Below are 22,336 nucleotides of genomic sequence, written 5' to 3' on the forward strand. Positions count from 1 at the left end.
GGGCGTGTCCCGGAGGGTTGCCATGTCGCGGCTTGCCACCATCCTTGCGCTGATGATCGCCGGCCCCGCCGCGGGCCAGGCTGATGGCAATGTCACCTGGAACACGGGGCGCCTGCCCGACGGGCCCGGCCACGCCGCCGAGATCGCCTATGAGGGACGCAGGCTCAGCTATGTCTGCCGGCCCGGTGATGAGGGACGGCTGGTGATCGACGGGATGGGACAGACCGATGATCCGATCGTCGTCCTGGTCGACGGACAGCGGATCGCCGTGCCGTCCGACATGACAAACGGCGTCCATTCGATCGCCGCCGATCCCGGATCGCAGCTGTTGTCGGCGCTGACCGGGGGGCGGCAGGTCACCCTGCTGGCCGGGCCGGTGACGCTCAGCCTGCCGTTGGAGGGGTCTCGGCGCGCGATCGGACAGGCGATGGAGGCCTGCGACCTTCGGCCCTGACAGCGCGGATCTTGCAAAACGATGCCGTCCTTTCCATATCTTGCGCAGGACGGAGGCCGCCGCAACGGGACCCCGGACCTGCAGTCGCTGCAACGCAAAGGGCTGAGATGACGAAGATTTCCTTAGGGGCACATCCCTATCTGCTGGGGTTCGACCAGCTTGAACGCCTGGTGGAACGGGCCTCCAAGGGGGCCGAGGGCTATCCGCCCTATAACATCGAACACCTGCCGCCCGATGCTTTCCGCATCACCCTGGCCGTCGCCGGCTTTGCCGAGGACGACCTGGCCATCACGACCGAGGACCGCCAGCTGGTGATCCGCGGTCGGCAACCCGAACCGGACGACGCCCGCGTCTATCTGCATCGCGGCATCGCCGCCCGCGCCTTTCAGCGCAGCTTCGTGCTGGCCGACGGGGTCGAGGTAACGTCCGCCGCGATGGAAAACGGGCTTCTGCACATCGACCTGCGCCGGGTGAACCCGCAGCAGGTCGTCAAGACCATTCCGATCAGCCGCAAGCAAGGGGATCATCATGGATAGCAAATTCGATTTCGGAGGCGGTACGTCCTCCCAGACCGTCTACATCCGGCAGGTCGCCGCTGCGACCCTGCCCCGCGACGTCCAAGACCAACTGCCCGGCGTTCAGACCCTGTACGCCGTCCACGACACCGATGGTGAACGGCTGGCCCTGGTCCAGGACCGCGCTCTGGCCTTCACCCTGGCGCGCGAGAACGAGTTGCGCCCCGTCAGCGTCCATTAGGCATAGCGCATAAACGCGAAAGCTCGCCCATCGGGCGACCAGCAGGGCACGTTCAGCGTGCCCTGCCCACCGAACAGGTCGCATAGCTTGCGCCGTCCCGTCCCGTCCGGCGCCATGATCCACAGGGACACGTCCCGGTCGCGCGGATGTTCCAGCGTCCCTGGCGCATAGGCCAGATAGATGACATGGCGCCCGCAGGGCGACGGATGCGGGAACCAGTTTACCGCGTCGTCGCGAAAGACCGGCGCGGCGTCCAATCCATCGACGCGCATCTTCCAGATCTGCGCATGACCGGTCGCGTCGCTGTTGAACCAGATCCAGGTGCCACACGCACTGAAATCGGGACCGTCATGATGGGCGACGTCCGGGGTCAGCACCCGTTCGCCGCTGCCATCCATGGCGCAGGTGGCGATGCGCACCACGCGGTCGCCCCGCGCGCAGGCATAGACCAGCCGGTCGCCGTGCGCGCCGTGCCACCAGCTTGGGCGCTGCGTGCCCACCGGTTGGGTTGTCGCGCCGTCCCAGACATGCATCCCGGCCCCGGTCCCGTCATGTGCGGAAAAGATCACTCGCCCGTCGGGCAGAAAGCCGTGGTCGTTGTTGCACCGTTCGGCGCAGCCGATCTGCAGCAGCCGCAGGCCGTCGGCATCGGCGCGCCACAGGCGGCCCTCTCCGTTCACAAGAAACCAGCCGTCAGGGTGCCAGTTCGGCGCCTCGATCAGCATCGGGGTGCGCAGGATCACGCGGGACTGCCCGGTGGCGACATCCCAGACCTCCAGGGACGACCGCCAGCTCATGGCGTCACCGCCCGGCGGTCACCGCGCCATTGGCGCAGCGCCAGCACCGTCAGGATCGCCGCAAAGACGCTGATCTGATAGGACAGCGCGTGGCCGATGGCCGCGGCATGGTCCTGATCAACGCGCAGGCGGACAAAGAACAGGCTGCTGACGATGGCAATGCCGATGGCCGCGCCGATCTGTTGAAACGCCTGCATGCCGCCCGTCGCTGCCCCCGCAATGCGCCCCGGGACGTCGCGCAGCACCAGTTGGAACAACGGAGAGATCGCCAGACCCATTCCCAAGCCGTTCATCGCCAAAGGCCCGGCCAGCGTACCGGGGCCAAGATCGGCAGGCGGGTGGCCTGCTGCGTGGCGCAACCAGATCATCCCGGCCAGCATCACCGCCGCGCCCAGGGCGACCCGCCCCACCAGCGCCCGCGTCCCGAACCGCCCCGTGACATAGCTGCCCAGCATGATGCCCAATGGGAACGGCGCCGTGGCGATGCCCGATTCCAGCGGCGTCAGGCCAAAGCCGGTCTGGAAATAGATGGCCAGGACCAGAAACATTCCCGGAATGGCCGAGAAATGCAGCATCACCACCGCCACCCCGGACAGAAAGCCCCGATCCCGCAGCAACACCATCGGCAGCAGCTGTTCCCGGCCCTCTGCCTCCAGCGCGTGCTGGCGCCGCAGGAACAGCGCCCCGACGGGGATTGCCGCGACCAGGGTGACCAGCGTCCACCACGGCCAGCCCAGCAGCGGTCCCTCTATCATTGGCAGGACGACCAGCGTGATGGCCAGACCGAACAGGCCCACGCCCCACCAGTCGATCGCCATGTCGCGCGACGATTCCAGCCGCGGGATCAGCCAGAACCCCGCCAATACGACCAGCAGCCCCACAGGCAGGTTGACCAGGAAGATGGGCCGCCATTCAAGGCCGTAGAAGTTCCCGCTGATCAGCACGCCGCCCAGCAGCGGCCCCGTGACCGCGCCCAGGCTGATGACCACGCCCGCCAGCGCGAATGCCTTGGCCTTCTGTTCGGGGGGAAAGATCACGTGCATGATCGCCATGACCTGCGGCACCATCATCGCCCCGCCGATGCCCTGCAGCGCACGCGCGCCGATCAGGACGTTGATGTCGGGCGCCAGCCCGCACAGGACGGATGCCAGCGTGAACAGCCCCACGCCCGACAGGAACAGCCGCTTGCGTCCCAGCTTGTCCCCGAAGCGCCCGCAGGGCAGCAGGCCCACCGCAAAGGCCAGCACATAGGCCGCCGAGATCCATTCGATCTGCGTCTCGCTGGCGCCAAGATCGGTGCGGATCGAGGGCAACGCCACGTTGACGATGCTGACATCGATCAGGTTCATGAAATTGCCCATCAGCAACAGCACGGTTGCTGCCCAGGGGTTGACGCCCTTGGGCGGGCTGGCGGGATGGGGCATCGGGCAACTCCGTTGACGGTCAGCGCGGAACCATCCGCAGGCGCGCAAGGTTCCGGACGCCAAACGGCCCCGGTGTCGCACCGGGGCCGTTCGTATCACTGCGGCAGGGATCAGGACAGGCCGATCAGGCCCATGCTCTCCAGCTTAAGCAGCACCTGATGGGCGGCGCTGTCCACGTCGATGTCGGTCGTGTCGACGCGCAGTTCGGGGTTGGCCGGTTCTTCATAGGGATCGGAAATTCCGGTGAACTCCTTGATCTTGCCTTCCCGCGCCAGCTTGTAGAGGCCCTTGCGGTCGCGGCGTTCGCATTCCTCCAGGGGCGTGGCGACATGGACCTCGACGAAGGCGCCGCCGGCCTCGACCATCTCGCGCACGGCGCGGCGGGTCGCGGTATAGGGCGCGATCGGCGCGCAGATCGCGATGCCGCCGTTCTTGGTGATCTCGGACGCGACATAGCCGATGCGCTTGATGTTGATGTCGCGATGCTCCTTGCTGAACCCCAGCTCGGACGACAGGTGCTTGCGGACCACGTCACCGTCCAGCAGCGACACGGGACGACCGCCCATCTCCATCAGCTTGACCATCAGCGCGTTGGCAACCGTCGACTTGCCCGACCCCGACAGGCCGGTGAAGAACACGGTGAAGCCCTGGTTGGCGCGCGGGGGCGAAGTGCGGCGCAGCTGCTGCACGACCTCGGGGAAGCTGAACCATTCCGGGATGTCCAGCCCTTCGCGCAGGCGCCGGCGCAGTTCGGTGCCGCTGATGTCCAGGACGGTGCTGCCCTCGGGGATCTCGTTCGCGGGGAAATACTGCGCTTTTTCCTGCACATAGACCATGTGCTTGAAGTCGACCATCTCGACGCCGATTTCCGACTGGTGGGCCTTGAACAGCTCCTGCGCGTCATAGGGGCCATAGAAGTCCTGGCCCTGGCTGTTCTTGCCGGGTCCGGCATGGTCGCGGCCGACGATGAAGTGGGTCACGCCGTGGTTGGCCCGGATCAGGCCGTGCCATACCGCCTCGCGCGGGCCGGCCATGCGCATCGCCAGGTTCAGCAGCGACAGGTTGGTGGTGGCCGCCGGATACTTGTCCAGCACCGCCTCGTAGCAGCGGACGCGGGTGAAGTGGTCGACATCGCCCGGCTTGGTCATGCCGACGACCGGATGGATCAGCAGGTTCGCCTGAGCCTCGCGGGCGGCACGGAAGGTCAGCTCCTGGTGCGCACGGTGCAGCGGGTTGCGGGTCTGGAACGCGACGACGCGGCTCCAGCCCAGCTTCTTGAACATGGTGCGCAGTTCGTTGGGCGTGTTGCGGCGGGCGCGGAAATCGTAATGCGTCGGCGCCTGCAGACCCTTGACCGGGCCGCCCAGATAGACCGGGCCCGCGACGTTGTGCAGATAGTTCACCGCCGGATGCGCCAGGTCGTCGGCGCCGAACACCTTCTCGGCCTCCAGCGCCTTGTTGGGAACCCATTTGTCGGTCAGCGACATGATCGCCAGGATCACGCCCTCCTGGTCGCGCAGGGCGATGTCGGTGCCCGGCTCCAGCCCTTCGGCGAACTTTTCGGAGACGTCCAGCGTGATGGGCATCGGCCACAGCGCGCCCGACGTCAGGCGCATGTCGCTGACGACGCCGTCATAGTCGGCTTGGGTCAGAAAGCCCTTCAGCGGGTTGAAGCCGCCGTTCATCAGCAGCTCCAGATCGCAGATCTGGCGCGGCGTCAGGTCCCAGCTGGGCATCCGCCCGGCATCGTCCTTGAGCGCGGCGGCCGACGCCTCGGAGACATAGAGTTCGGGAATGGGGGCATGCTTGGGCAGGGTCATGGTCACGACTCGTGGGTTGCGCAGAAACGGATCAACACGCGACCCTGCGGGGATCGCGCGACTCGAGGCGACGCATAGCCCCCATGAAAGCGATATTCAAGTCTGGGAAAACGCTTTTCGCTTCGGGCGTGCCGCGGGGAACCTGACCATACGCGTCACGTTGGGTCCGCGAACCGCAACGACAGGAGCGCATGATGACCGACCAGACCACCGCAAGCCAGGAAGAGCAGCGCGCCTTGTCCCAGGATGAACTGGAGCTGGCGAACCAGACCCGACAACCTGCCTTGGGCCGTTTGTCCGACAAGGAATTGTCCGATCTGGTGGGGCTGCTGCGCGTCCGTCGAAACCGCGCGCGCGACATTGCGGCCCGCCAAGGGCGCGAGGCGCGCGGAAAGGCCGGGCCCAAGGGCACAAATCCTGCGGCCGGCAACGCGGGCACGCGCAGCAAGGCCGAGTTCCTGACCGCCGCTCTGGACCGGGCGACGGCCGAACGCGAACGGCGCGAAGGCGATGCCGATCCCAGCCAGAAGGATCTAGCCCAGAAAGCTGCCGCACTGAAGGACGACGCCACCAACGCGATGATGGAGACCGGTGGACCGCTGCACCCGAACGACCCCGATGCCGATCCCGGCAAGGCCGGCCTGGCAGAGACACAGCGTGACGCCGCACCGTCGGGTGCCTTGGATCACGCGGGCGAGCTGCCGGCCCGCGAACGCTCGCGCGAGCGCGGGTGAGCCGTCAGTAGATGACGGCGACCCGCTGCTCAGGCTCCAGCTCGACCTCGCCCTGAGCCTCGAGGAAATGCGCGGCATCCAGCGCGGCCATGCATCCCATGCCCGCGCTTGTCACAGCCTGACGATAGATGTGATCGGTCAGGTCGCCCGCCGCGAACACGCCCGGAATCGAGGTACGCGTGCTGCCTGCCTCGACCTTGACGTAACCGCCGTTGTGCAGCTCTAGCTGATCCTTGACCAGTTCGCTGGCCGGTGCATGGCCGATCGCCACGAACACGCCGTCAGCCTTGATCGTCTGCGTCGTTCCGTCAACAAGGTTGCGCAGCGTGGCGCCGCTGACGCCGACCGGGGTTTCGGTCCCGGTGACCTCAGCCAGTTCGCTGTTCCAGATCACCTCGACCTTGGGATGGGCGAACAGGCGGTTCTGCAGGATCTTTTCGGCCCGCAGGCTGTCGCGGCGGTGCACCAGCGTCACCTTGCTGGCGAACTTGGTCAGAAACAGCGCCTCCTCGACCGCGGTGTTCCCGCCGCCGATCACCACGACCTCGCGATTGCGATAGAAGAACCCGTCACAGGTGGCACAGGCACTGACGCCGAAACCCTTGAACTTTTCCTCGGACGGAAGGCCCAGCCAGCGCGCCTGCGCCCCCGTGGCCAGGATCACCGCGTCTGCGGTGACCACCCGACCGCTGTCGCAGGTCGCCGTGAAAGGACGCTTCTGCAGGTCCAGCGCGGTCACAAGATCGGTCACGATCTCGGCACCCATCGCACGAGCGTGGGTCTCCATCTTGACCATCAGGTCGGGGCCCTGGATCTCGGTGTCGCCGGGCCAGTTCTCCACTTCGGTGGTGATGGTCAGCTGCCCGCCGGGCTGCATCCCCTGGATTAGCATCGGCTCCAGCATGGCGCGGGAGGCGTAGACGGCGGCGGTGTATCCCGCCGGGCCCGATCCCACGATCAAAAGTTTCACATGGCTGCGTTCGGTCATCTTGCGCCCCTTTCGCGGTTTGTGCATGAGGTAGTCCCTCATGCGCCGGACTGCAACGCATCCCCGCCACGGACCGACGTCGATAAGATTGTTGCGCCGGACGGGGCGGCATTGTAGTTTCCGGCAACGCCAAGACCTGACAGAAGAAAGACAACCATGGCCGGCGCCAAACTGGACGACATCGACCGCAAGATCCTGGCCGAACTTCAGGCCGACGGGCGCATGACCAATGTCGAACTGGCCCGCCGGGTGGGCATCTCGGCGCCGCCCTGCCTGCGCCGCGTCCGCACGCTGGAGGAACTGGGCTATATCCGCGGATACCATGCCGACATCGACGCCCGCGAACTGGGGTTCGAGGTGCAGGTGTTTGCCATGGTGCGCCTTGCGTCACAATCCGAACGCGACCTGTCGGCCTTCGAGGCATTGGTTCAGGAATGGCCGCTGGTCCGCGAATGCCACATGCTGAACGGAGAGATCGATTTCATCCTGAAATGCATCTCTCCGGACCTGTCGACCTTCCAGCGCTTCCTGACCAACAGCCTGACCGCCGCGCCGAACGTGGCATCGGTCAAGACGTCGCTGGTGATCCGGGGCGCCAAGGACGAACCCGCCGTCCCCTTCGAGATCGTCGAGGAACGCGTCCGCGAAGCAGGCTGATCCTTGCGCAGGCTGGCCCGCCTGACGCTGCTGATCTGGTCGCTGGCGACGGTCGCGGTGACGGGTTGGGTGCTGTCGCAGAACCCCTTTGCCGCTCCGCTGGTCGATCGCGGCCTAGATCAGGCCCGTGCGGCCCTGATGCGCGCCGTGGCCGACCGCGCGACCCCGGACTGGCTGATCACCCGCCTGACCGCCGCGCTGGATGCAGGCGACCGCCAGCAGGTGCAGATGCTGATGGATCTGGCCCGCGATCAGGGCACGCCGCTGCCACCGGACCTGCGCGCACGCGCCGACGCCGCGCTGGCGGTCGGCATGCTGGACACGCTGTCCGATTGCGGCACGTGCATGCGCGACGTGACCGCCTGTCCCAGCCTGTCCCTGGTCGCCGCCTGCACGCTGCCGTTCGAGCTGTCTCCCGCAGGCGATGCCGCCGCGCTGATCCGGCAGGGCGGCACCTGGGCTACCGGAGGCGACCCCGACGGCATCGAGGCTGCGCTGGCGACCCTGGGCCTTGCCGCGACCGCCAGTACGTTGATCACGGCGGGCAGCAGTCTGTCGATCAAGGGCGCGGCCACCACGCTGCGCGTCGCGCGTCGCGCCGATGCGTTGTCACCCGGCATGACGCGGGCCCTGTCCGCCGCGGCGCGCAGCCCGGCCCCGGCACAGGCCCTGTCCGGCATCGCCGGTGATCTGCGGACGATCGGGCGACAGGCCTCGGTTCCCGAACTGCTGCCGATCCTTCGGCTGGCCGATGATCCGGACGACCTGCGCCGCCTTGCGCGTCTGTCAGAAGCCGCGGGGCCGGACACCACCCGCGTCCTGACAGTGCTGGGCAAATCCGACAGCCTGCGCCTGATGCGGCGCTTGGCCGATGCCGCCATGGCCGCAGCAGCCCTGATCGCGCTGGTCCTGGGACAGATGGCGGCGTTGCTGGGCGCCGGGATTCAGATGGCCCTGCGCCGCGGCCTGCGCCCGAACCCTGCGCGGCGGATGCCGCCTCCGTTGCGTTCAGTTGCGTTCGGGGGCTAGAGCGAGATGGCGCTGATCAGCCGACCGTAATCGGCCTGGCCCTCATGCGTGGACCGGCGATAGCTGAAGAAGCGGTCGGGGTCCGAATAGGTGCAGTGCCGCGACCATTCCGCCTGCACGCCAGCTGCGCGCAGGCGTGACAGCCCGAACGCGGGAAGGTCGAACATCGGCCGACCATTCGGACCGCCGGAAAAGAACCGGTCATTGGCCGTATCGTCAGCCAGAAACTCATCCATTAATTCGGGACTGACCTCATAGGCGCGCTGGCTGATCGTGGGACCGATCACCGCGCGGATGTCGGTCGCGCCCAGATCGCGCATGGCAGCCACCGTCGCCTCGATCACGCCAGCGATGGCGCCGCGCCAACCGGCGTGACAGGCGCCGACGACGCCGGCCGCGGCATCGGCCAGCAGCACGGGCTGGCAATCGGCGGTCAGCACAGCCAGGGCCACGTCGCGCCGGGCGGTGACCAGCCCGTCGGCCTTGATGTCCTTGACCACATCGACATCGTGATCGTCCATTAAGGTGACCACGTCCGCCGAATGGATCTGCTTGACGGTCGCCAGCGGCAGGCCCATCGCGCCCGCAACGCGGGCCCGGTTAACCAGCACCATCTCGCTTTGGTCCGAAGAGCGGCGCCCACAGTTCAGACCTGCGAACAACCCGGAGGATGCCCCACCCTTTCGCGTGAAAAATCCGTGCCTAACGTCGTAAAGCAACGGGTGGGTCAGGATCTCAAGCGTGGTCTGCATGGGCCTCCAGCGCGACAAATCCGGGCACGGGCGGCGCGCCCTTGGGCCAGATCGCGATTACCTTGAACAAGTGACCCATTTCGTCGGGGTGGGTCAAGCGCCGAAGCGCGGCCATCGCGCCCCCGTCGCCCGCAGCAGCAAGCCGGGCGGCCCGTGCCTCGGCCCCCAGGGCGCGCAGCCAATCGCCCTGCCGCACCGGACGCGACGCCACCGCCCCGCCCCGGATGGCCGCAGCTGCCAAAAGCGCGAAGTCAACATGCGCCGTCAGGTCGGCCTGCCCCGGATGCGCCAGCGGATCTTCGGGGGCATGGTTGCGCAGAGCCTGAAACGTGTCGCCGAAGCCGTTCCACCCGCCATAATCGATCAGGATCGCGCAGCCGCCATGGGTCGCGATGTGGCGGGCAGCGGCCTCGACAAAGGCCGCGCCTTCGGGACATTCCTCGACGATGTCGCCCACGGACCCCGTCCGGGCCAGCGACACGACGGGGCCAAGTCCCATGCGCAGACCATCATCCGACAGCCCGACCAGACGCTCTCTCCAGCCATCGTCGGTCCGCTGGTACTGACGGATCGGGAGGGCGTCGATGAACTCGTTTCCGATCATAAACAAAGGTTTGGAACCTATATCCTCGATCCGGTCGAGATGCGTGAGGGGACCAAGGCGATCGCGCTGAACGCCGCGCAGATGCGGCGAGGCCTCGATCAGGGCAACGTCGGCGGCCTGGTGCAGGCCTGGCACCTGCCGCATCGCGCGCAGCATGTCGGCCATCAGCGTCCCGCGGCCCGGTCCCGGCTCGACCAAGGCGAACGGGGCCGGGGCACCCTGGTCCAGCCAAGCCTGCGCCAGCGCAAGGCCGCACAGTTCGCCGAACATCTGGTGGATCTCCGGGGCGGTCGTGAAATCACCCGCGATGCCGAAGGGATCGCGCGTCGCATAATAGCCGTGACGACTGTCCATCAGGCAGACCTGCATGTACTCGGCCAGGCTGATCGGCCCCGTCGCGCGGATGCGCGCCGCGATGATCGCGGCCAGCGGCGTCATGCGGCGACAGGCGGGCGGCGCCGCGCATAAGCCATTAGCGCCAGCCCGATCAGGACCATCGGCAGCGACAGCGTCTGCCCCATCGTCAGGCCGATTACAGGGCCGCCCAGGACGTGGCCAAGCGGGTTGTCCGGCGTGATGAACTGGGCATCGGCGACGCGGAACAGTTCGACGAACATGCGCGCAAGCCCATAGCCGGCAAGGAAAACCCCGAACGCAAGGCCCGGACGGCGCAGCCCCCCGGCGCGGACCAGGACCAGCAGGATCAGGCCCAGCAGCAGGCCCTCAAGTCCCGCCTCGTACAACTGGCTGGGGTGGCGGGCGCAGGGTCCGACGATGCCGGGACAGGTCTGCGCCGCCTCGCCGGGAAAGACCACGCCCCACGGCAGGTCGGTGGGGCGGCCCCACAGTTCGGCGTTGATGAAGTTGGCGATGCGCCCGAAGAAGATGCCGATCGGCGCCACGACGGCCATCGCGTCGGCCAGCCGCAGGACGGGCACGCCCTGGCTGCGCGACCAGGCCCAGGTCGCCACGATCACGCCGGCAAAGCCGCCGTGAAAGCTCATCCCGCCCTGCCAGACCTGCAGGATCTGCCCGGGGTTCGACAGATAATAGGCGGGCTCGTAGAACAGCACGAACCCCAGACGCCCGCCCAGGATCACCCCCAGGATGACCCAGGTCAGCAAGTCGTCGACCCGGTCGGGCGCTGTGGGCGGCGTGCCGCCCCACAGCGCGGGACGCCGCATCATCGCGACGATCAGCCGCCAGCCCAGGATCAGGCCGGCCAGATAGGCCAGCGCATACCAGCGCAGCGAGAACGAGAACCCGCCCAGGGTGATCGTGAAGATTTCGGGGGCGATGTCGGGAAACGGGATCATGAGGCCTCGGGTCTGCGATTTGCCGCGCACGCTAGTCGCCAAAGCCGCACTGTCAACATTGAACCCGGGACCGCACCGGACCATATAGGACGCAACGCAAGACAGAAGGGCACCGCCAGATGACCACCCAGAACCGTTTCTTCGACGACATGTCCAAGCTGATGACCAATGCGATGGGCGTGGCCCAAGGCGCCCGCAGCGAGGCCGAGACGGCCATGAAGGGCTGGATTGACCGCTGGCTGGCCGACCGCGACTTTGTCACCCGCGAGGAGTTCGAGGCCGTGCGCGAGATGGCGATCAAGGCCCGCACCGAGAATGCCGAACTGAAGGCGCGGCTGGACGCCCTGTCCGCGGGTGCCGACAAGCCTCAGGGCTGAAGCACCGTCTGTCCCATCAGCGTTCCCGCGCGGTCATAGACCAGCACCCGGTCGTCCGTCGTCAGCACGACGATCCGATCGGTCGCGAAGGTCACCGCGCGGGTTTGCGCATCTTGGGGCAGCGTGATCGCATCTGGCAGTTCGGGCAGCACGGGCTGGTTCAGCCGCACCCACAGCAGCGCCACGACCGCGATCATCCCCACCCCCATGACCAGCGTCAGCCCCGTCACCAGCGTCTTTAGAAAGCGCAGTTCCGGGACGGCTTTCGCCGCCACCTTCCAATCGGTATCATCCTGCGCCATGTCGATCCTTTCCGTGACCATTCCGGCCAACCCGCCCAACCGACTTGATAAGGCGCTTGCCATGGCGGTGCCAGAGGATGCGGCCCTGTCGCGGTCGCGCCTGGCGCGGCTGATCGCCGACGGTGCTGTAAGCGGTCCGGATGGCCCCGCACGCGACGTCAAGGCGCGCGTCGCCGAGGGTCAGGAATACCGCATCGCCCTGGCCCCGCCCGAGCCTGTCGAGACGCGGGCCGAGGCCATTCCGCTGGTCATCGCGCATGAGGATGATGACCTGATCGTGATCGACAAGCCCGCCGGGATGGTCGTCCATCCCGCGCCGGGCAGCCCCACCGGCACGCTGGTCAATGCGCTGCTGGCCCATTGCGGCGATTCGCTGTCGGGCATCGGGGGTGAAAAGCGCCCCGGCATCGTGCACCGCATCGACAAGGACACGTCGGGCCTGCTGGTCGTCGCCAAGTCGGACCGCGCGCATCACGGCCTTGCCGCCCAGTTCGAGGCGCACACGGCCAACCGGCGCTATCTCGCGCTGGCGCACGGAGCGATCGACGCGGCCGACCCGCGTCTGCGTGGCACGCCCGGCGTCTCGTTCGAGGAAGGTCTGGTGCTGCGGATCGCCACGCACCTGTCGCGCCACCCGACCGACCGCCAACGTCAGGCGGTTTTTGCCGACAAGGGCCGTCACGCCGTGACCCGCGCACGGCTGCTGGAGCGGTTCGGCACGCCGCCTTCGGCCATGCTGGTGGAATGCCGGTTGGAAACGGGGCGCACCCACCAGATCCGGGTGCACATGGCCCATTGCGGCCTGGGGCTGATCGGCGATCCGGTCTATGGCGGGTCGCGACGTGCCTCTGCCAAGGCGCTTGGCACCGCTGCGGCAGCGGTCCGGGCGTTTTCCCGACAGGCGTTGCACGCCGCGCATCTGGGGTTCGTCCATCCGGTCACCGGGGTCGAAATGGGGTTCGACAGTCCCCTGCCCGACGACATGCAGGCCCTTCTGGACGCTCTTCGCACCGCCCCTTGACGAAAGCGTGAGCCGACCACACATGACACTGCCCGCGCGGATGCGGCATTCTGTCCCGGAACCGGGTTGTTCGACGCTGCGTTAACCGGTCTCTGCGAAAGGCGAACATCATGGCGACTTATGGAAATCTTCCCGCCCCAAGCCCGGAACAGGGTCTGAACCGCTATCTGCAGGAGATCCGCAAGTTTCCGCTGCTGGAACCCGAACAGGAATACATGCTGGCCAAGGCATGGGCCGATCACGAGGACAGCGACGCCGCGCATCAATTGGTGACCAGTCACCTGCGTCTGGCCGCAAAGATCGCGATGGGTTATCGCGGCTATGGCCTGCCGCAGGCAGAGGTGATCAGCGAGGCGAATGTCGGCCTGATGCAGGCGGTCAAGCGGTTTGACCCGGAACGCGGCTTTCGCCTTGCGACTTATGCAATGTGGTGGATCCGTGCCTCGATCCAGGAATACATTCTGCGGTCCTGGTCGCTGGTCAAGATGGGCACCACAAGCGCGCAGAAGAAGCTGTTCTTCAACCTCCGCAAGGCCAAGTCCAAGATCGGCGCCCTGGAGGAAGGCGATCTTCGTCCCGAGAACGTCGCCCAGATTGCCACTGAACTGAACGTCACCGAGAAAGAGGTCGTCGACATGAACCGCCGACTATCCGGTGGTGACGCCTCGTTGAACGCGCAGGTCGGGTCGGGCGATGGCGAATCGTCGGCGCAGTGGCAGGACTGGTTGGAGGACACGAACGCCAACCAGGCCGAAGCCTATGCCGAATCCGAGGAGCTGGACACCCGGCGCCAGATGCTGATCGACGCGATGGATGCGCTGAACGAGCGTGAGAAGGACATCCTGATGGAGCGTCGTCTGCGCGACGATCCGATGACACTGGAGGACCTTTCCAGCCGCTACAGCGTGTCGCGTGAACGCATCCGCCAGATCGAGGTGCGCGCGTTCGAGAAGCTGCAGGAACGGATGCGCACCCTCGCCCGCGACAAGGGCATGCGGATCGCCGATACGGTCGAGTGACCCGCGCCGCATTGACGCAACGCGGCGCGTCGCTATGGTCTGGGCACCCTGCAGGACGACCCTAGACCATGCCCGCCCCCGTGACTGCCCTTACTGAATTCCAGCGCCTCGAGGCGCAGGGCTCGTGGCGCGAGACGCCCGAATCACGGCTGCGCGAGGTCATCGTCTCGGTGGGCGCCGCGACTCTGACGATGATGGACCCGAAATCGGACCGACCTCTGTCGCACTGGTCGCTGCCTGCGGTGACGCGGATCAATCCGGGACAACTGCCCGCGATATACACTCCGAACGGCCAGGCACCCGACGAGACGGTCGAGATCGACGATCCGCTGATGATCGAGGGGATCGAACGCGTCCAACGGGCCATCGCCATCCACCGTGCCGTGCCGGGCCGCCTGCGCGGCGTCGTCACGGTGCTGGGCGCTGTCGCCATGCTGGCTGCCCTGACATTCTGGCTGCCCGACGCGCTGATCCGCCATGCGGCCCGGATCGCTCCCCCCGCGCAGGCGCGCACGATCGGACTGGCCGTGCTGGCCGATCTGGAGCACAGCGCCGGTGCCGTCTGCCGTCGGCGGTCAGGCCAGCAGGTGCTGGACTGGATCGCACCCCAGTTGATCGGCGACCAGGCCCTGGTGCAGGTCGTGCCCGCGCCGCTGAACGGGGCGCGTCGCCTGCCGGGTGATCTTTACGTGTTGGGCAACGACCTGTTGGTCACCACCCCCGGGCCTGAAGCCTCTGCCGGTCACCTGATCGCCGCCCGTCTGGCGGTCGAGGACAAGCAGGCGACGCTGGATGCGCTGCGGCATGCGGGTCTGATGAACTCACTGCGCCTGATGACGCTTGGGACGCTCTCGCGCGACGCGATGCAGGGCTATGGAGAGACGCTGCTGTCGCAGTCTTTGCCCCGGCCTGACCTCGCCACCCTGCCCCCGGCCTTTGCGGAACGCGGGCTGTCGACCGAACCCTATGCGCGCAGCATCGATCCGACCGGCGCCGCCGTCCTGCCACTGATCGAGGCCGACCCGATCCGTCAGGGAACCACGCCTGCCCGCCTGCTGACCGACGAACAGTGGCTGGCGCTGCAGCAGATCTGCGCGGGCTGACGCCCTTTTAGACGAACTGTTCGCGCAGCAGGCGTTCGTCCAGCCCATGGCCCGGATCGAACAGCAGGCGGTGACGGATGTCGTCGGCGCTGCGGATTTCGACCTGCGTCACGTGGCGGACAGAACGGCTGTCGGCATCGGCCATGACAGGGCGGCGGTCGGCGTTCAGCACCTCGATCACCACGGATGCACCCTTGGGCAGAAGCGCCCCCCGCCAGCGGCGCGGACGGAAAGGCGCGATGGCGGTCAGGGCCAGCACCTCTGATCCGATCGGCAGGATCGGCCCGTGCGCGGAGTAGTTGTAGGCCGTGGATCCCGCCGGGGTGGAGACCAGCGCACCGTCGCAGACCAGTTCCTCCATCCGCAGCCGCCCGTCGACATGGATGCGCAGCTTGGCGGCCTGCGGCCCCTCGCGCAGCAGGCTGACCTCGTTGATCGCCAGGGCCTCGGTGCAGGTGCCGTCGGCACAGGTGGCGCGCATGCGCAGCGGGTTGATGACCGTCTCCTCGGCCAAGGCAAGGCGGTCGGTCAGGTCGTCCTGGGCATAGGCGTTCATCAGGAACCCCACCGTGCCACGGTTCATGCCATAGACCGGCAGCCCCCGACCCTGCGTCGCGTGCAGGGTCTGCAGCATGAACCCGTCCCCGCCCAGGGCCACCACGACGTCGGCCTCCGCCAGCGGGGCCTGGCCATAGCGCGCCGTCAGCACGGACAGAGCCGCCCGGGCGGTCTCGGCGTGGCTTGCGGTGAAATGCACGTTGCGTGTCATCGGCCGTCCTGTCCCCTGATGGACCCGCACCATCACGCGCGACAGGCATGATGACAAGCGCATTCCGCAGCGCGTCGCAACGGGCGGGATGCGGGTCGTTTTGTCACTTTCGGCATGCGCGACGTTGCGTTAAAAGACGCAAACTCAAGCCGCCCCAGCCCAAAAAGGACGAAAGACCGATGAACGCACCGACCCGCGACAACGGCTTCTTCACCGAAACCCTGGCCAGCCGTGACCCCGACATTGCCAAGGCGATCACCCAGGAATTGGGCCGCCAGCGCGACGAGATCGAGCTGATCGCCTCCGAGAACATCGTCAGCCGCGCCGTGATGGAGGCCCAGGGGTCCGTCCTGACCAACAAGTATGCCGAGGGCTATCCGGGCAAGCGCTATTACGGCGGCTGCCAGTATGTCGACATCGCCGAGAACCTGGCGATCGAGCGTGCCAAGCAGCTGTTCGGCTGCGAATACGCCAACGTCCAGCCCAACAGCGGCAGCCAGATGAACCAGGCCGTGTTCCTGGCGCTGCTGCAGCCGGGCGACACCTTCATGGGCCTGGACCTGAATTCGGGCGGTCACCTGACCCACGGATCGCCGGTCAACATGTCGGGCAAGTGGTTCAACGTCGTCAGCTATGGCGTGCGTGCGCAGGACCATCAGCTGGACATGGACGCGATCGCCGAAAGCGCCCGCCAGCACAAGCCCAAGCTGATCATCGCGGGCGGCACCGCCTATAGCCGCAGCTGGGACTGGGCCGCCTTCCGCGCCATCGCGGATGAGGTCGGCGCCTATCTGATGGTCGACATGGCGCATATCGCGGGCCTGGTCGCGGGCGGCGCGCATGCCTCGCCCGTGCCGCACGCGCATGTCGTGACCTCGACCACGCACAAGTCGCTGCGCGGTCCCCGGGGCGGCCTGATCCTGACCAACGACGCGGACATCGCCAAGAAGATCAACAGCGCCGTGTTCCCCGGCCTGCAGGGTGGCCCGCTGATGCACGTGATCGCCGCCAAGGCCGTGGCCTTTGGCGAGGCGCTGCGCCCCGAGTTCAAGACCTATGCCCAGCAGGTCGTCAAGAACGCCGCCGCCATGGCGGACGAGCTGATGAAGGGCGGCATCGACATCGTATCGGGCGGCACCGACAACCACCTGTGCCTGGCCGACCTGCGCCCCAAGGGCGTGACCGGCAAGGCGACCGAGGCCGCCTTGGGCCGTGCGCACATCACCTGCAACAAGAACGGCGTGCCGTTCGACCCTGAAAAGCCGTTCGTGACCTCGGGGATCCGTCTTGGCGCGCCCGCAGGCACCACCCGCGGCTTTGCCGAGCCCGAGTTCCGCCAGATCGCCCGCTGGATCGTCGAGGTCGTCGACGGGCTGGCCGCCAATGGCGAGGAGGGCAATGCCGCGGTCGAGGACAAGGTCCGCGCCGAGGTCAGCCAGCTCTGCGCCCGCTTCCCGCTGTACCAGGGCATGTGATCGCCCGACACCGGTGACCTGAACGCCCCGCCGCGCCCCCGCGCGGCGGGGTTTTCCGTTTGTGCCATTTGCGCATCCTGCAGTTTCGGGTCATGGTTTGCGCGGACATTTAGGGATGAGGACAGATGACACCACCCAATCGCCCCCAGGCCGAACCGCGCTGGAGCCTGGTCGGACCCGGCCTGGTCGTGGCCGCAACCGGCGTCGGCGCAGCCGACCTGATCGCCACGACCGTCGCGGGCAGCAAATACGGCTATGCCCTGCTGTGGGCCGTCGTTGCGGGCTGCATCATGAAGATCGTGCTGGTCGAGGGTGCCGGCCGCTACAGCCTGGCCACCGGCAACACCATCTTCGAGGGATGGAGCACGCTTGGCAAATGGACCAGTTGGTATTTCGGCCCCTACATCGTGATCTGGGGCTTTGTCTATGGCGCGGCGGCGATGGCCGGGACGGGACTGGCGCTGACCTCGCTGATGCCGTTCCTGGGCGTTCCGGCCTGGGGCATCCTGTCGGGCCTGTTGGGCCTGGCGCTGGTCTGGTCAGGCCGCTACGACCTGTTCGAACGGGTGCTGACCGCGATGGTCATCCTGATGTTCATCGCCATGGTCCTGGCGGCCGCAGCCACCCTGCCCAACCTTGGCGAGGTCCTGACCGGCCTTGCCCCGATGATCCCGGATGGCGCGATGATCAACGTCCTGTCCGTCGCGGGCGGCGTCGGTGGCACGATCACGCTGGCGGCCTATGGCTACTGGCTGCGCGAGAAGGGCTGGGACAGCCCGCGCTTCATGTCGGTCATGCGCATCGACAACGCGGTCGCCTATCTGGTGACCGGCCTGTTCGTCGTGGCGACGCTGATCGTGGGAGCGGAACTGCTCTACTCAGCGGGCATCGCCATTGGCGGCGGCGATCAGGGCATGGTCGACCTCTCCCGCGTCCTGGGTGAACGCTATGGCCCCTGGCTCAGCAAGCTGTTCCTGATCGGGTTCTTCGCGGCATCATTCAGCTCGCTGATCGGGGTGTGGAACGGGGTCAGCCTGATGTTTGCGGACTTCATGGGCCATGTGCAGGGCAAGCCGCACGCCCATCCCGACCGCCTGGCGGGCGGGCGCTACTATCGCGCCTACATCGTCTGGCTGACCATCCCGCCCATGGCGATGCTGTTCTTGGGCCAGCCGGTGCTGCTGATCCTGGCTTACGGCGTGCTGGGCGCGCTGTTCATGCCATTCATGTCGGTCACGCTGCTGTGGATCCTGAACACCGACCGCGTACCCGCCGAATGGCGCAACAAGCCGCTGACCAACATCCTGCTGGTCATCTGCACGCTGGCCTTTGCCGCACTGGCCGTCGATCAGCTGCGCAGCTCGATCATGCGGCTGTTCTAGGACTGCCAGGCGGGCTTGCGCTTCTCGAAGAAGGCCGAGATCCCCTCGGGGGCCTCGGCACCCTGCCAGACGGCGACCAGGCGGTCGATGCTGTCTTCGATGACGGCGGCGTCGATGCGCGGACCAAGCGCGCGGCACTGCGCCTTGGCCGCCGCGACCGCCCCCGGTGCCGCCTGCAGGAAGGGGGCCACCTCGGCCTCCACCGCCGCATCCAGATCCGCCGCCGCGACCCGGCGCGACACTAGGTTCAGGTCCACGGCCTCCGCGGCATCGAACAGGCGCGCCGAAAAGAACACCCGCCGCGCCGCGGGCTCGCCCATGCGGGCCAGCACATAAGGGCCGATGGTCGCGGGGATCAGGCCCAGCCTGACCTCGGTCAGCCCGAACCGCGCCGTGTCGGCGGCCACCACGATGTCGCTGACCGCCATCATGCCCACGCCCCCGCCAAAGGCATTGCCCTGAACCCGCGCGATCAGCGGCTTGGGCAGCAGGTTCAGCGCCGAGAGCATCCCGGCCAGCGCCCGCGCCCCCTCGCGCCGCGTGGCGTCATCCGCGGCCATCTGCTCGCGCATCCAGCCCAGATCGCCGCCCGCGCAGAAACTGCCGCCTTCGGCCGCCAGAACCACCACGCGTACCGACGCATCCGCGCCCAGATCGGCGGCGGCCCGGGTCAGCTCGTCCATCATCGGGCGGGACAGGGCGTTGTGCTTTTCCGCACGCGTCAGCCACAGGGTCGCCACGCCACGGTCGTCGCGGTCGATGCGGATGGTCTCAGGCATCGGGGGTCTCCCTCAGGGCGCGGGCCATGGCAGCGGCGCGGGTGATGATCTCCATGTCCAGACCATGCGCAAAGCCGCGCGCGTCCAGATGGCGGGCCAGCGCTTCGGTCGCGACGTTGCCCGCCGCACCCGGTGCATAGGGGCAACCGCCCAAGCCGCCGACCGCGGCGTCGAAGACCCGCAACCCACGCTCAAGGCTGACATCCACGTTCTGCAGCGCCCGCCCGGCGGTATCGTGGTAATGCCCTGCCAAGCGGTCGGCGGGCAGCTCCTCCAGCACGGCGGCCAACATGGCGTCGATGGTTTCGGGGCGGCCCTGCCCGATCGTGTCGCCCAGGCTGATCTGCTGACAGCCCATGTCGCGCAGGGCTGCCGCCACGCGGGCCACGGCGGCGGGGGCCACCGGCCCGTCGAACGGGCAGTCGGTCACCACACTGACATAGCCGCGCAGGGTGACGCCATCGGCCTGCGCCTGCGCCGCAACCGGTGCCATCCGCGCTAGGCTGTCGGCGATGCTGGCGTTCAGGTTCGCCCGGCTGAATCCCTCCGAGGCGCTGGCAAAGACCGCGACCGTGTCGGCCTGCGCCGCCCGGGCTGCCTGATAGCCGCGCAGGTTCGGCGTCAGCACTGCATATCGCGTGCCGGGGCGGCGGGTGATGCCCGCCATCACCTCGGCCCCGTCCGCCATCTGCGGCACCCAGGCCGCGGGGACGAAGCTGGTGACCTCAATGTCGTCGAAGCCCGCCTGGCTCAGCAGATCGACCAGGGCGATCTTGTCGGCGGTGGGGATCAGCCGCTTCTCGTTCTGCAGCCCGTCGCGGGGGCCCATCTCGAAGATGTTGACGCGCTCAGCCATCGACAGGCTCCAGCCGGATCAGGGGTGCGCCGGCCTCGACCTGATCGCCGGCCTTGGCCAGAACCTCGGCCACCACGCCATCGGCGGCGGCGGTCAGGCTGTGCTCCATCTTCATGGCCTCCAGCACGGCCAGCCGGTCGCCCGCAGAAACAGTCTGTCCCGCCGTCACATGCACCGCCTTGACCAGCCCCGGCATGGGCGAACGCGTCACCCCGTCCCCCGCCCCGTCGGCCGCCTTGCGCGCCAGCGGGTCCAGCGGGGTCAGGTGCACCACGCGGCCGCCAAAGACACCGACGCCCGCCGGGTGAACCACGACGCGGTGGCGGCAGGGCTGCCCGTCCACCCACCAGCGCCCCGACTGCCAGCGCACCTCATGCGCGCGGTCCAGCGTGACGCGGGCCGCACCCGGCCCGGTCACCTCCAGCGCCGCCTGACCGCCCTCCCACGCGATGGTGCGGCGCAGCGGCTGCCACAGGGTCGCGCCGCCGCGAATGTCGGGATCGGCCAGCCCCGCCAACCCGATGACGCCCAGAACCAAGGCGGCGCGGTCCTCGGCCCCGCCGTCCAGCAGAGACGGCAGGTCGCGGGTGATCAGGCCCGTGTCGACCTCGCCACGCTTGAACCCGGCATGCCGGGTCAGCGCGATTAGGAAGTCCAGGTTCGTGACCGAGCCCGCGACCTCGGTATCGACCAGCGCCTGTTCCAGCGCGCGCAGCGCGATGGCGCGCGTCGCGCCATGGGTCACGACCTTGGCAATCATCGGGTCGTACCACGGGCTGATCGCGTCGCCTGGACGCACGCCGGTCTCGATCCGGGCGTGATCGGCAAAGCGCAGATGCGCCAGCCGCCCGGTCGCGGGCAGGAACCCGGCGGGCACGTCCTCGGCGTAAAGCCGCGCCTCGAAGGCGTGGCCGGTCAGGGCGATATTCTCCTGCCGCGCGGGCAGAGCCTCGCCGCTGGCCACGCGCAGCTGCCATTCGACCAGATCGATGCCGGTCACGGCCTCGGTCACCGGATGCTCGACCTGCAGGCGGGTGTTCATCTCCATGAACCAGAACCCGTCGGGCCGCAGCCCGTTCGCGCCGTCCACGATGAACTCGATCGTGCCCGCCCCGGCATAGCCGATGGCCTCGGCCGCGCGCACCGCCGCACCGCCCATCGCCTCGCGCATTTCGGGCGTCATGTCGGGGGCCGGGGCCTCCTCGATCACCTTCTGGTGGCGGCGCTGCAGACTGCAGTCGCGTTCATAGAGATGCACGGCGCGGGCGCCGTCGCCGAACACCTGCACCTCGATGTGGCGCGGCTGCAGGATGTATTTCTCGATCAGCACGGCGGGGTTGCCGAAGGCGCCCTGTGCCTCGGACCGCGCGCTGTCCAGCGCATCGGCAAAAGCCGGGGGGTCGTCCACGCGCCGCATGCCCTTGCCGCCGCCCCCCGCCACGGCCTTGATCAGCACCGGATAGCCGATCCGCGCGGCCTCCGCCGCCAGATGGTCCGGGTCCTGGTCCGCGCCGTGATAGCCGGGCACGACCGGCACGCCCGCCCTCTCCATCAGCGCCTTGGCCGCGTCCTTGAGCCCCATCGCCCGGATCGCCGCCGCCGACGGCCCGATGAAGACCAGCCCCGCCGCCACCACCGCATCGACGAAGTCGGGGTTCTCGGACAGGAAGCCATAGCCCGGATGGATCGCCTGCGCGCCGGTGGCCTGGGCCGCCGCGATGACCCTGTCGCCCCGCAGATAGCTTTCGGCGGGGGCCGGGCCGCCCAGATGCACGGCCTGATCGGCCATCTGCACATGGCGCGCATCACGGTCGGCGTCGGAATAGACCGCGACCGTCGCCACGCCCAAGCGGCGGCAGGTGTCGATGACGCGGCAGGCGATCTCGCCCCGGTTGGCGATCAGGATCTTGTCGAACATGTCG

24 protein-coding genes are annotated in these 22,336 nt (G+C 67.9%); 12 read left to right on the top strand and 12 right to left on the bottom strand.

What is annotated here, in order from left to right; translation table 11 throughout:
* Nucleotides 1-22: 22 nt before the first annotated feature.
* From FHD67_RS09930 to FHD67_RS09940, 3 genes are all read left to right on the top strand, one after another.
* On the top strand, nt 23-454 hold the full coding sequence (locus FHD67_RS09930) for a hypothetical protein (protein WP_045999170.1): 432 nt from the start codon (nt 23-25) through the stop codon (nt 452-454).
* Nucleotides 455-561: 107 nt separating this feature from the next.
* Nucleotides 562-990, top strand: a complete 429-nt coding sequence (locus FHD67_RS09935; RefSeq protein WP_045983045.1) for an Hsp20 family protein — start codon at nt 562-564, stop codon at nt 988-990.
* On the top strand, nt 983-1,210 hold the full coding sequence (locus FHD67_RS09940; protein WP_139598601.1) for a DUF1150 family protein: 228 nt from the start codon (nt 983-985) through the stop codon (nt 1,208-1,210). The genes FHD67_RS09935 and FHD67_RS09940 overlap by 8 nt, the downstream gene beginning before the upstream one ends.
* On the opposite strand, the gene FHD67_RS09945 is transcribed toward FHD67_RS09940, so the two are convergent.
* The 3 genes from FHD67_RS09945 to FHD67_RS09955 all read right to left on the bottom strand — a co-directional run bounded on the left by FHD67_RS09945 (nt 1,207) and on the right by FHD67_RS09955 (nt 5,251).
* Nucleotides 1,207-2,007: a TolB family protein gene (locus FHD67_RS09945; RefSeq protein WP_139598602.1), complete on the bottom strand. Its 801-nt coding sequence runs from the start codon at nt 2,005-2,007 to the stop codon at nt 1,207-1,209. The genes FHD67_RS09940 and FHD67_RS09945 overlap by 4 nt on opposite strands.
* Nucleotides 2,004-3,431, bottom strand: coding sequence for an MFS transporter (locus FHD67_RS09950; protein ID WP_139598603.1), 1,428 nt, complete (start codon nt 3,429-3,431; stop codon nt 2,004-2,006). The genes FHD67_RS09945 and FHD67_RS09950 overlap by 4 nt, the downstream gene beginning before the upstream one ends.
* Before the next feature lie 110 nt (nt 3,432-3,541).
* On the bottom strand, nt 3,542-5,251 hold the full coding sequence (locus tag FHD67_RS09955; RefSeq protein WP_045999166.1) for a bifunctional sulfate adenylyltransferase/adenylylsulfate kinase: 1,710 nt from the start codon (nt 5,249-5,251) through the stop codon (nt 3,542-3,544).
* A 191-nt stretch (nt 5,252-5,442) separates the two neighbouring features.
* Here FHD67_RS09955 and FHD67_RS09960 point away from each other — a divergent pair, with 191 nt between their 5' ends.
* Nucleotides 5,443-5,985, top strand: a complete 543-nt coding sequence (locus FHD67_RS09960; RefSeq protein WP_139598604.1) for a hypothetical protein — start codon at nt 5,443-5,445, stop codon at nt 5,983-5,985.
* A gap of 4 nt (nt 5,986-5,989) precedes the next feature.
* Here FHD67_RS09960 and trxB read toward each other — a convergent pair whose 3' ends face one another.
* The gene (trxB, locus tag FHD67_RS09965; protein WP_084693651.1) at nt 5,990-6,973 is read right to left on the bottom strand and encodes a thioredoxin-disulfide reductase; all 984 of its coding nucleotides are present in this window, start codon (nt 6,971-6,973) and stop codon (nt 5,990-5,992) included.
* A 156-nt stretch (nt 6,974-7,129) separates the two neighbouring features.
* Here trxB and FHD67_RS09970 point away from each other — a divergent pair, with 156 nt between their 5' ends.
* On the top strand, nt 7,130-7,630 hold the full coding sequence (locus tag FHD67_RS09970) for an Lrp/AsnC family transcriptional regulator (protein WP_045999164.1): 501 nt from the start codon (nt 7,130-7,132) through the stop codon (nt 7,628-7,630).
* Between the two features lie 3 nt (nt 7,631-7,633).
* The gene (locus FHD67_RS09975) at nt 7,634-8,659 is read left to right on the top strand and encodes a hypothetical protein (protein WP_139598605.1); all 1,026 of its coding nucleotides are present in this window, start codon (nt 7,634-7,636) and stop codon (nt 8,657-8,659) included.
* Here FHD67_RS09975 and pgeF read toward each other — a convergent pair.
* From pgeF to lgt, 3 genes are read right to left on the bottom strand one after another with little or no spacing between them, the layout of a single operon-like run.
* Nucleotides 8,656-9,411 carry a peptidoglycan editing factor PgeF gene (gene pgeF / locus FHD67_RS09980; RefSeq protein ID WP_139598606.1) on the bottom strand — a complete coding sequence of 252 codons (756 nt, stop codon included), beginning with the start codon at nt 9,409-9,411 and terminating at the stop codon, nt 8,656-8,658. The genes FHD67_RS09975 and pgeF overlap by 4 nt on opposite strands.
* Nucleotides 9,395-10,453 (bottom strand): class I SAM-dependent methyltransferase, encoded by a 1,059-nt coding sequence (locus tag FHD67_RS09985; protein ID WP_045999161.1) that lies wholly within the window; start codon nt 10,451-10,453, stop codon nt 9,395-9,397. Before FHD67_RS09985 ends, pgeF begins: the two co-directional genes overlap by 17 nt.
* Nucleotides 10,450-11,331 (bottom strand): prolipoprotein diacylglyceryl transferase, encoded by an 882-nt coding sequence (gene lgt / locus FHD67_RS09990; protein ID WP_139598607.1) that lies wholly within the window; start codon nt 11,329-11,331, stop codon nt 10,450-10,452. The genes FHD67_RS09985 and lgt overlap by 4 nt, the downstream gene beginning before the upstream one ends.
* A gap of 119 nt (nt 11,332-11,450) precedes the next feature.
* On the opposite strand from lgt, the gene FHD67_RS09995 reads away from it, so the two are divergent.
* Nucleotides 11,451-11,708 (top strand): accessory factor UbiK family protein, encoded by a 258-nt coding sequence (locus FHD67_RS09995; protein ID WP_045983033.1) that lies wholly within the window; start codon nt 11,451-11,453, stop codon nt 11,706-11,708.
* Here the strand turns inward: FHD67_RS09995 and FHD67_RS10000 are convergent.
* Nucleotides 11,699-12,010: a DUF6476 family protein gene (locus tag FHD67_RS10000; protein WP_045999159.1), complete on the bottom strand. Its 312-nt coding sequence runs from the start codon at nt 12,008-12,010 to the stop codon at nt 11,699-11,701. The genes FHD67_RS09995 and FHD67_RS10000 overlap by 10 nt on opposite strands.
* Between FHD67_RS10000 and FHD67_RS10005 the strand changes: the two genes are divergently transcribed.
* The 3 genes from FHD67_RS10005 to FHD67_RS10015 all read left to right on the top strand — a co-directional run bounded on the left by FHD67_RS10005 (nt 12,009) and on the right by FHD67_RS10015 (nt 15,153).
* Nucleotides 12,009-13,031: an RluA family pseudouridine synthase gene (locus FHD67_RS10005; protein WP_139598608.1), complete on the top strand. Its 1,023-nt coding sequence runs from the start codon at nt 12,009-12,011 to the stop codon at nt 13,029-13,031. The two genes, FHD67_RS10000 and FHD67_RS10005, sit on opposite strands and share 2 nt — an antisense overlap.
* A 110-nt stretch (nt 13,032-13,141) precedes the next feature.
* Nucleotides 13,142-14,050 carry an RNA polymerase sigma factor RpoH gene (rpoH, locus tag FHD67_RS10010; RefSeq protein ID WP_045999157.1) on the top strand — a complete coding sequence of 303 codons (909 nt, stop codon included), beginning with the start codon at nt 13,142-13,144 and terminating at the stop codon, nt 14,048-14,050.
* Between the two features lie 80 nt (nt 14,051-14,130).
* Nucleotides 14,131-15,153, top strand: coding sequence for a hypothetical protein (locus FHD67_RS10015; RefSeq protein WP_045999622.1), 1,023 nt, complete (start codon nt 14,131-14,133; stop codon nt 15,151-15,153).
* A gap of 7 nt (nt 15,154-15,160) precedes the next feature.
* On the opposite strand, the gene FHD67_RS10020 is transcribed toward FHD67_RS10015, so the two are convergent.
* Nucleotides 15,161-15,985, bottom strand: coding sequence for an NAD kinase (locus tag FHD67_RS10020; RefSeq protein WP_084693650.1), 825 nt, complete (start codon nt 15,983-15,985; stop codon nt 15,161-15,163).
* A gap of 116 nt (nt 15,986-16,101) precedes the next feature.
* Between FHD67_RS10020 and glyA the strand changes: the two genes are divergently transcribed.
* Both glyA and FHD67_RS10030 read left to right on the top strand, forming a co-directional pair.
* Nucleotides 16,102-17,397, top strand: a complete 1,296-nt coding sequence (gene glyA / locus FHD67_RS10025) for a serine hydroxymethyltransferase (protein ID WP_045999155.1) — start codon at nt 16,102-16,104, stop codon at nt 17,395-17,397.
* A gap of 125 nt (nt 17,398-17,522) precedes the next feature.
* Nucleotides 17,523-18,779: an Nramp family divalent metal transporter gene (locus FHD67_RS10030; RefSeq protein ID WP_045999154.1), complete on the top strand. Its 1,257-nt coding sequence runs from the start codon at nt 17,523-17,525 to the stop codon at nt 18,777-18,779.
* Here FHD67_RS10030 and FHD67_RS10035 read toward each other — a convergent pair.
* From FHD67_RS10035 to FHD67_RS10045, 3 genes are read right to left on the bottom strand one after another with little or no spacing between them, the layout of a single operon-like run.
* Entirely contained in the window at nt 18,776-19,558 is a 783-nt protein-coding gene (locus FHD67_RS10035; protein WP_045999153.1) for a crotonase/enoyl-CoA hydratase family protein, read from the bottom strand. The two genes, FHD67_RS10030 and FHD67_RS10035, sit on opposite strands and share 4 nt — an antisense overlap.
* Nucleotides 19,551-20,414 (bottom strand): hydroxymethylglutaryl-CoA lyase, encoded by an 864-nt coding sequence (locus FHD67_RS10040; protein ID WP_139598609.1) that lies wholly within the window; start codon nt 20,412-20,414, stop codon nt 19,551-19,553. Before FHD67_RS10040 ends, FHD67_RS10035 begins: the two co-directional genes overlap by 8 nt.
* The gene (locus tag FHD67_RS10045) at nt 20,407-22,332 is read right to left on the bottom strand and encodes an acetyl/propionyl/methylcrotonyl-CoA carboxylase subunit alpha (RefSeq protein ID WP_139598610.1); all 1,926 of its coding nucleotides are present in this window, start codon (nt 22,330-22,332) and stop codon (nt 20,407-20,409) included. The genes FHD67_RS10040 and FHD67_RS10045 overlap by 8 nt, the downstream gene beginning before the upstream one ends.
* Nucleotides 22,333-22,336: the final 4 nt, after the last annotated feature.

Source organism: Paracoccus haeundaensis (assembly GCF_006239215.1).
Lineage (GTDB): Bacteria > Pseudomonadota > Alphaproteobacteria > Rhodobacterales > Rhodobacteraceae > Paracoccus > Paracoccus marcusii.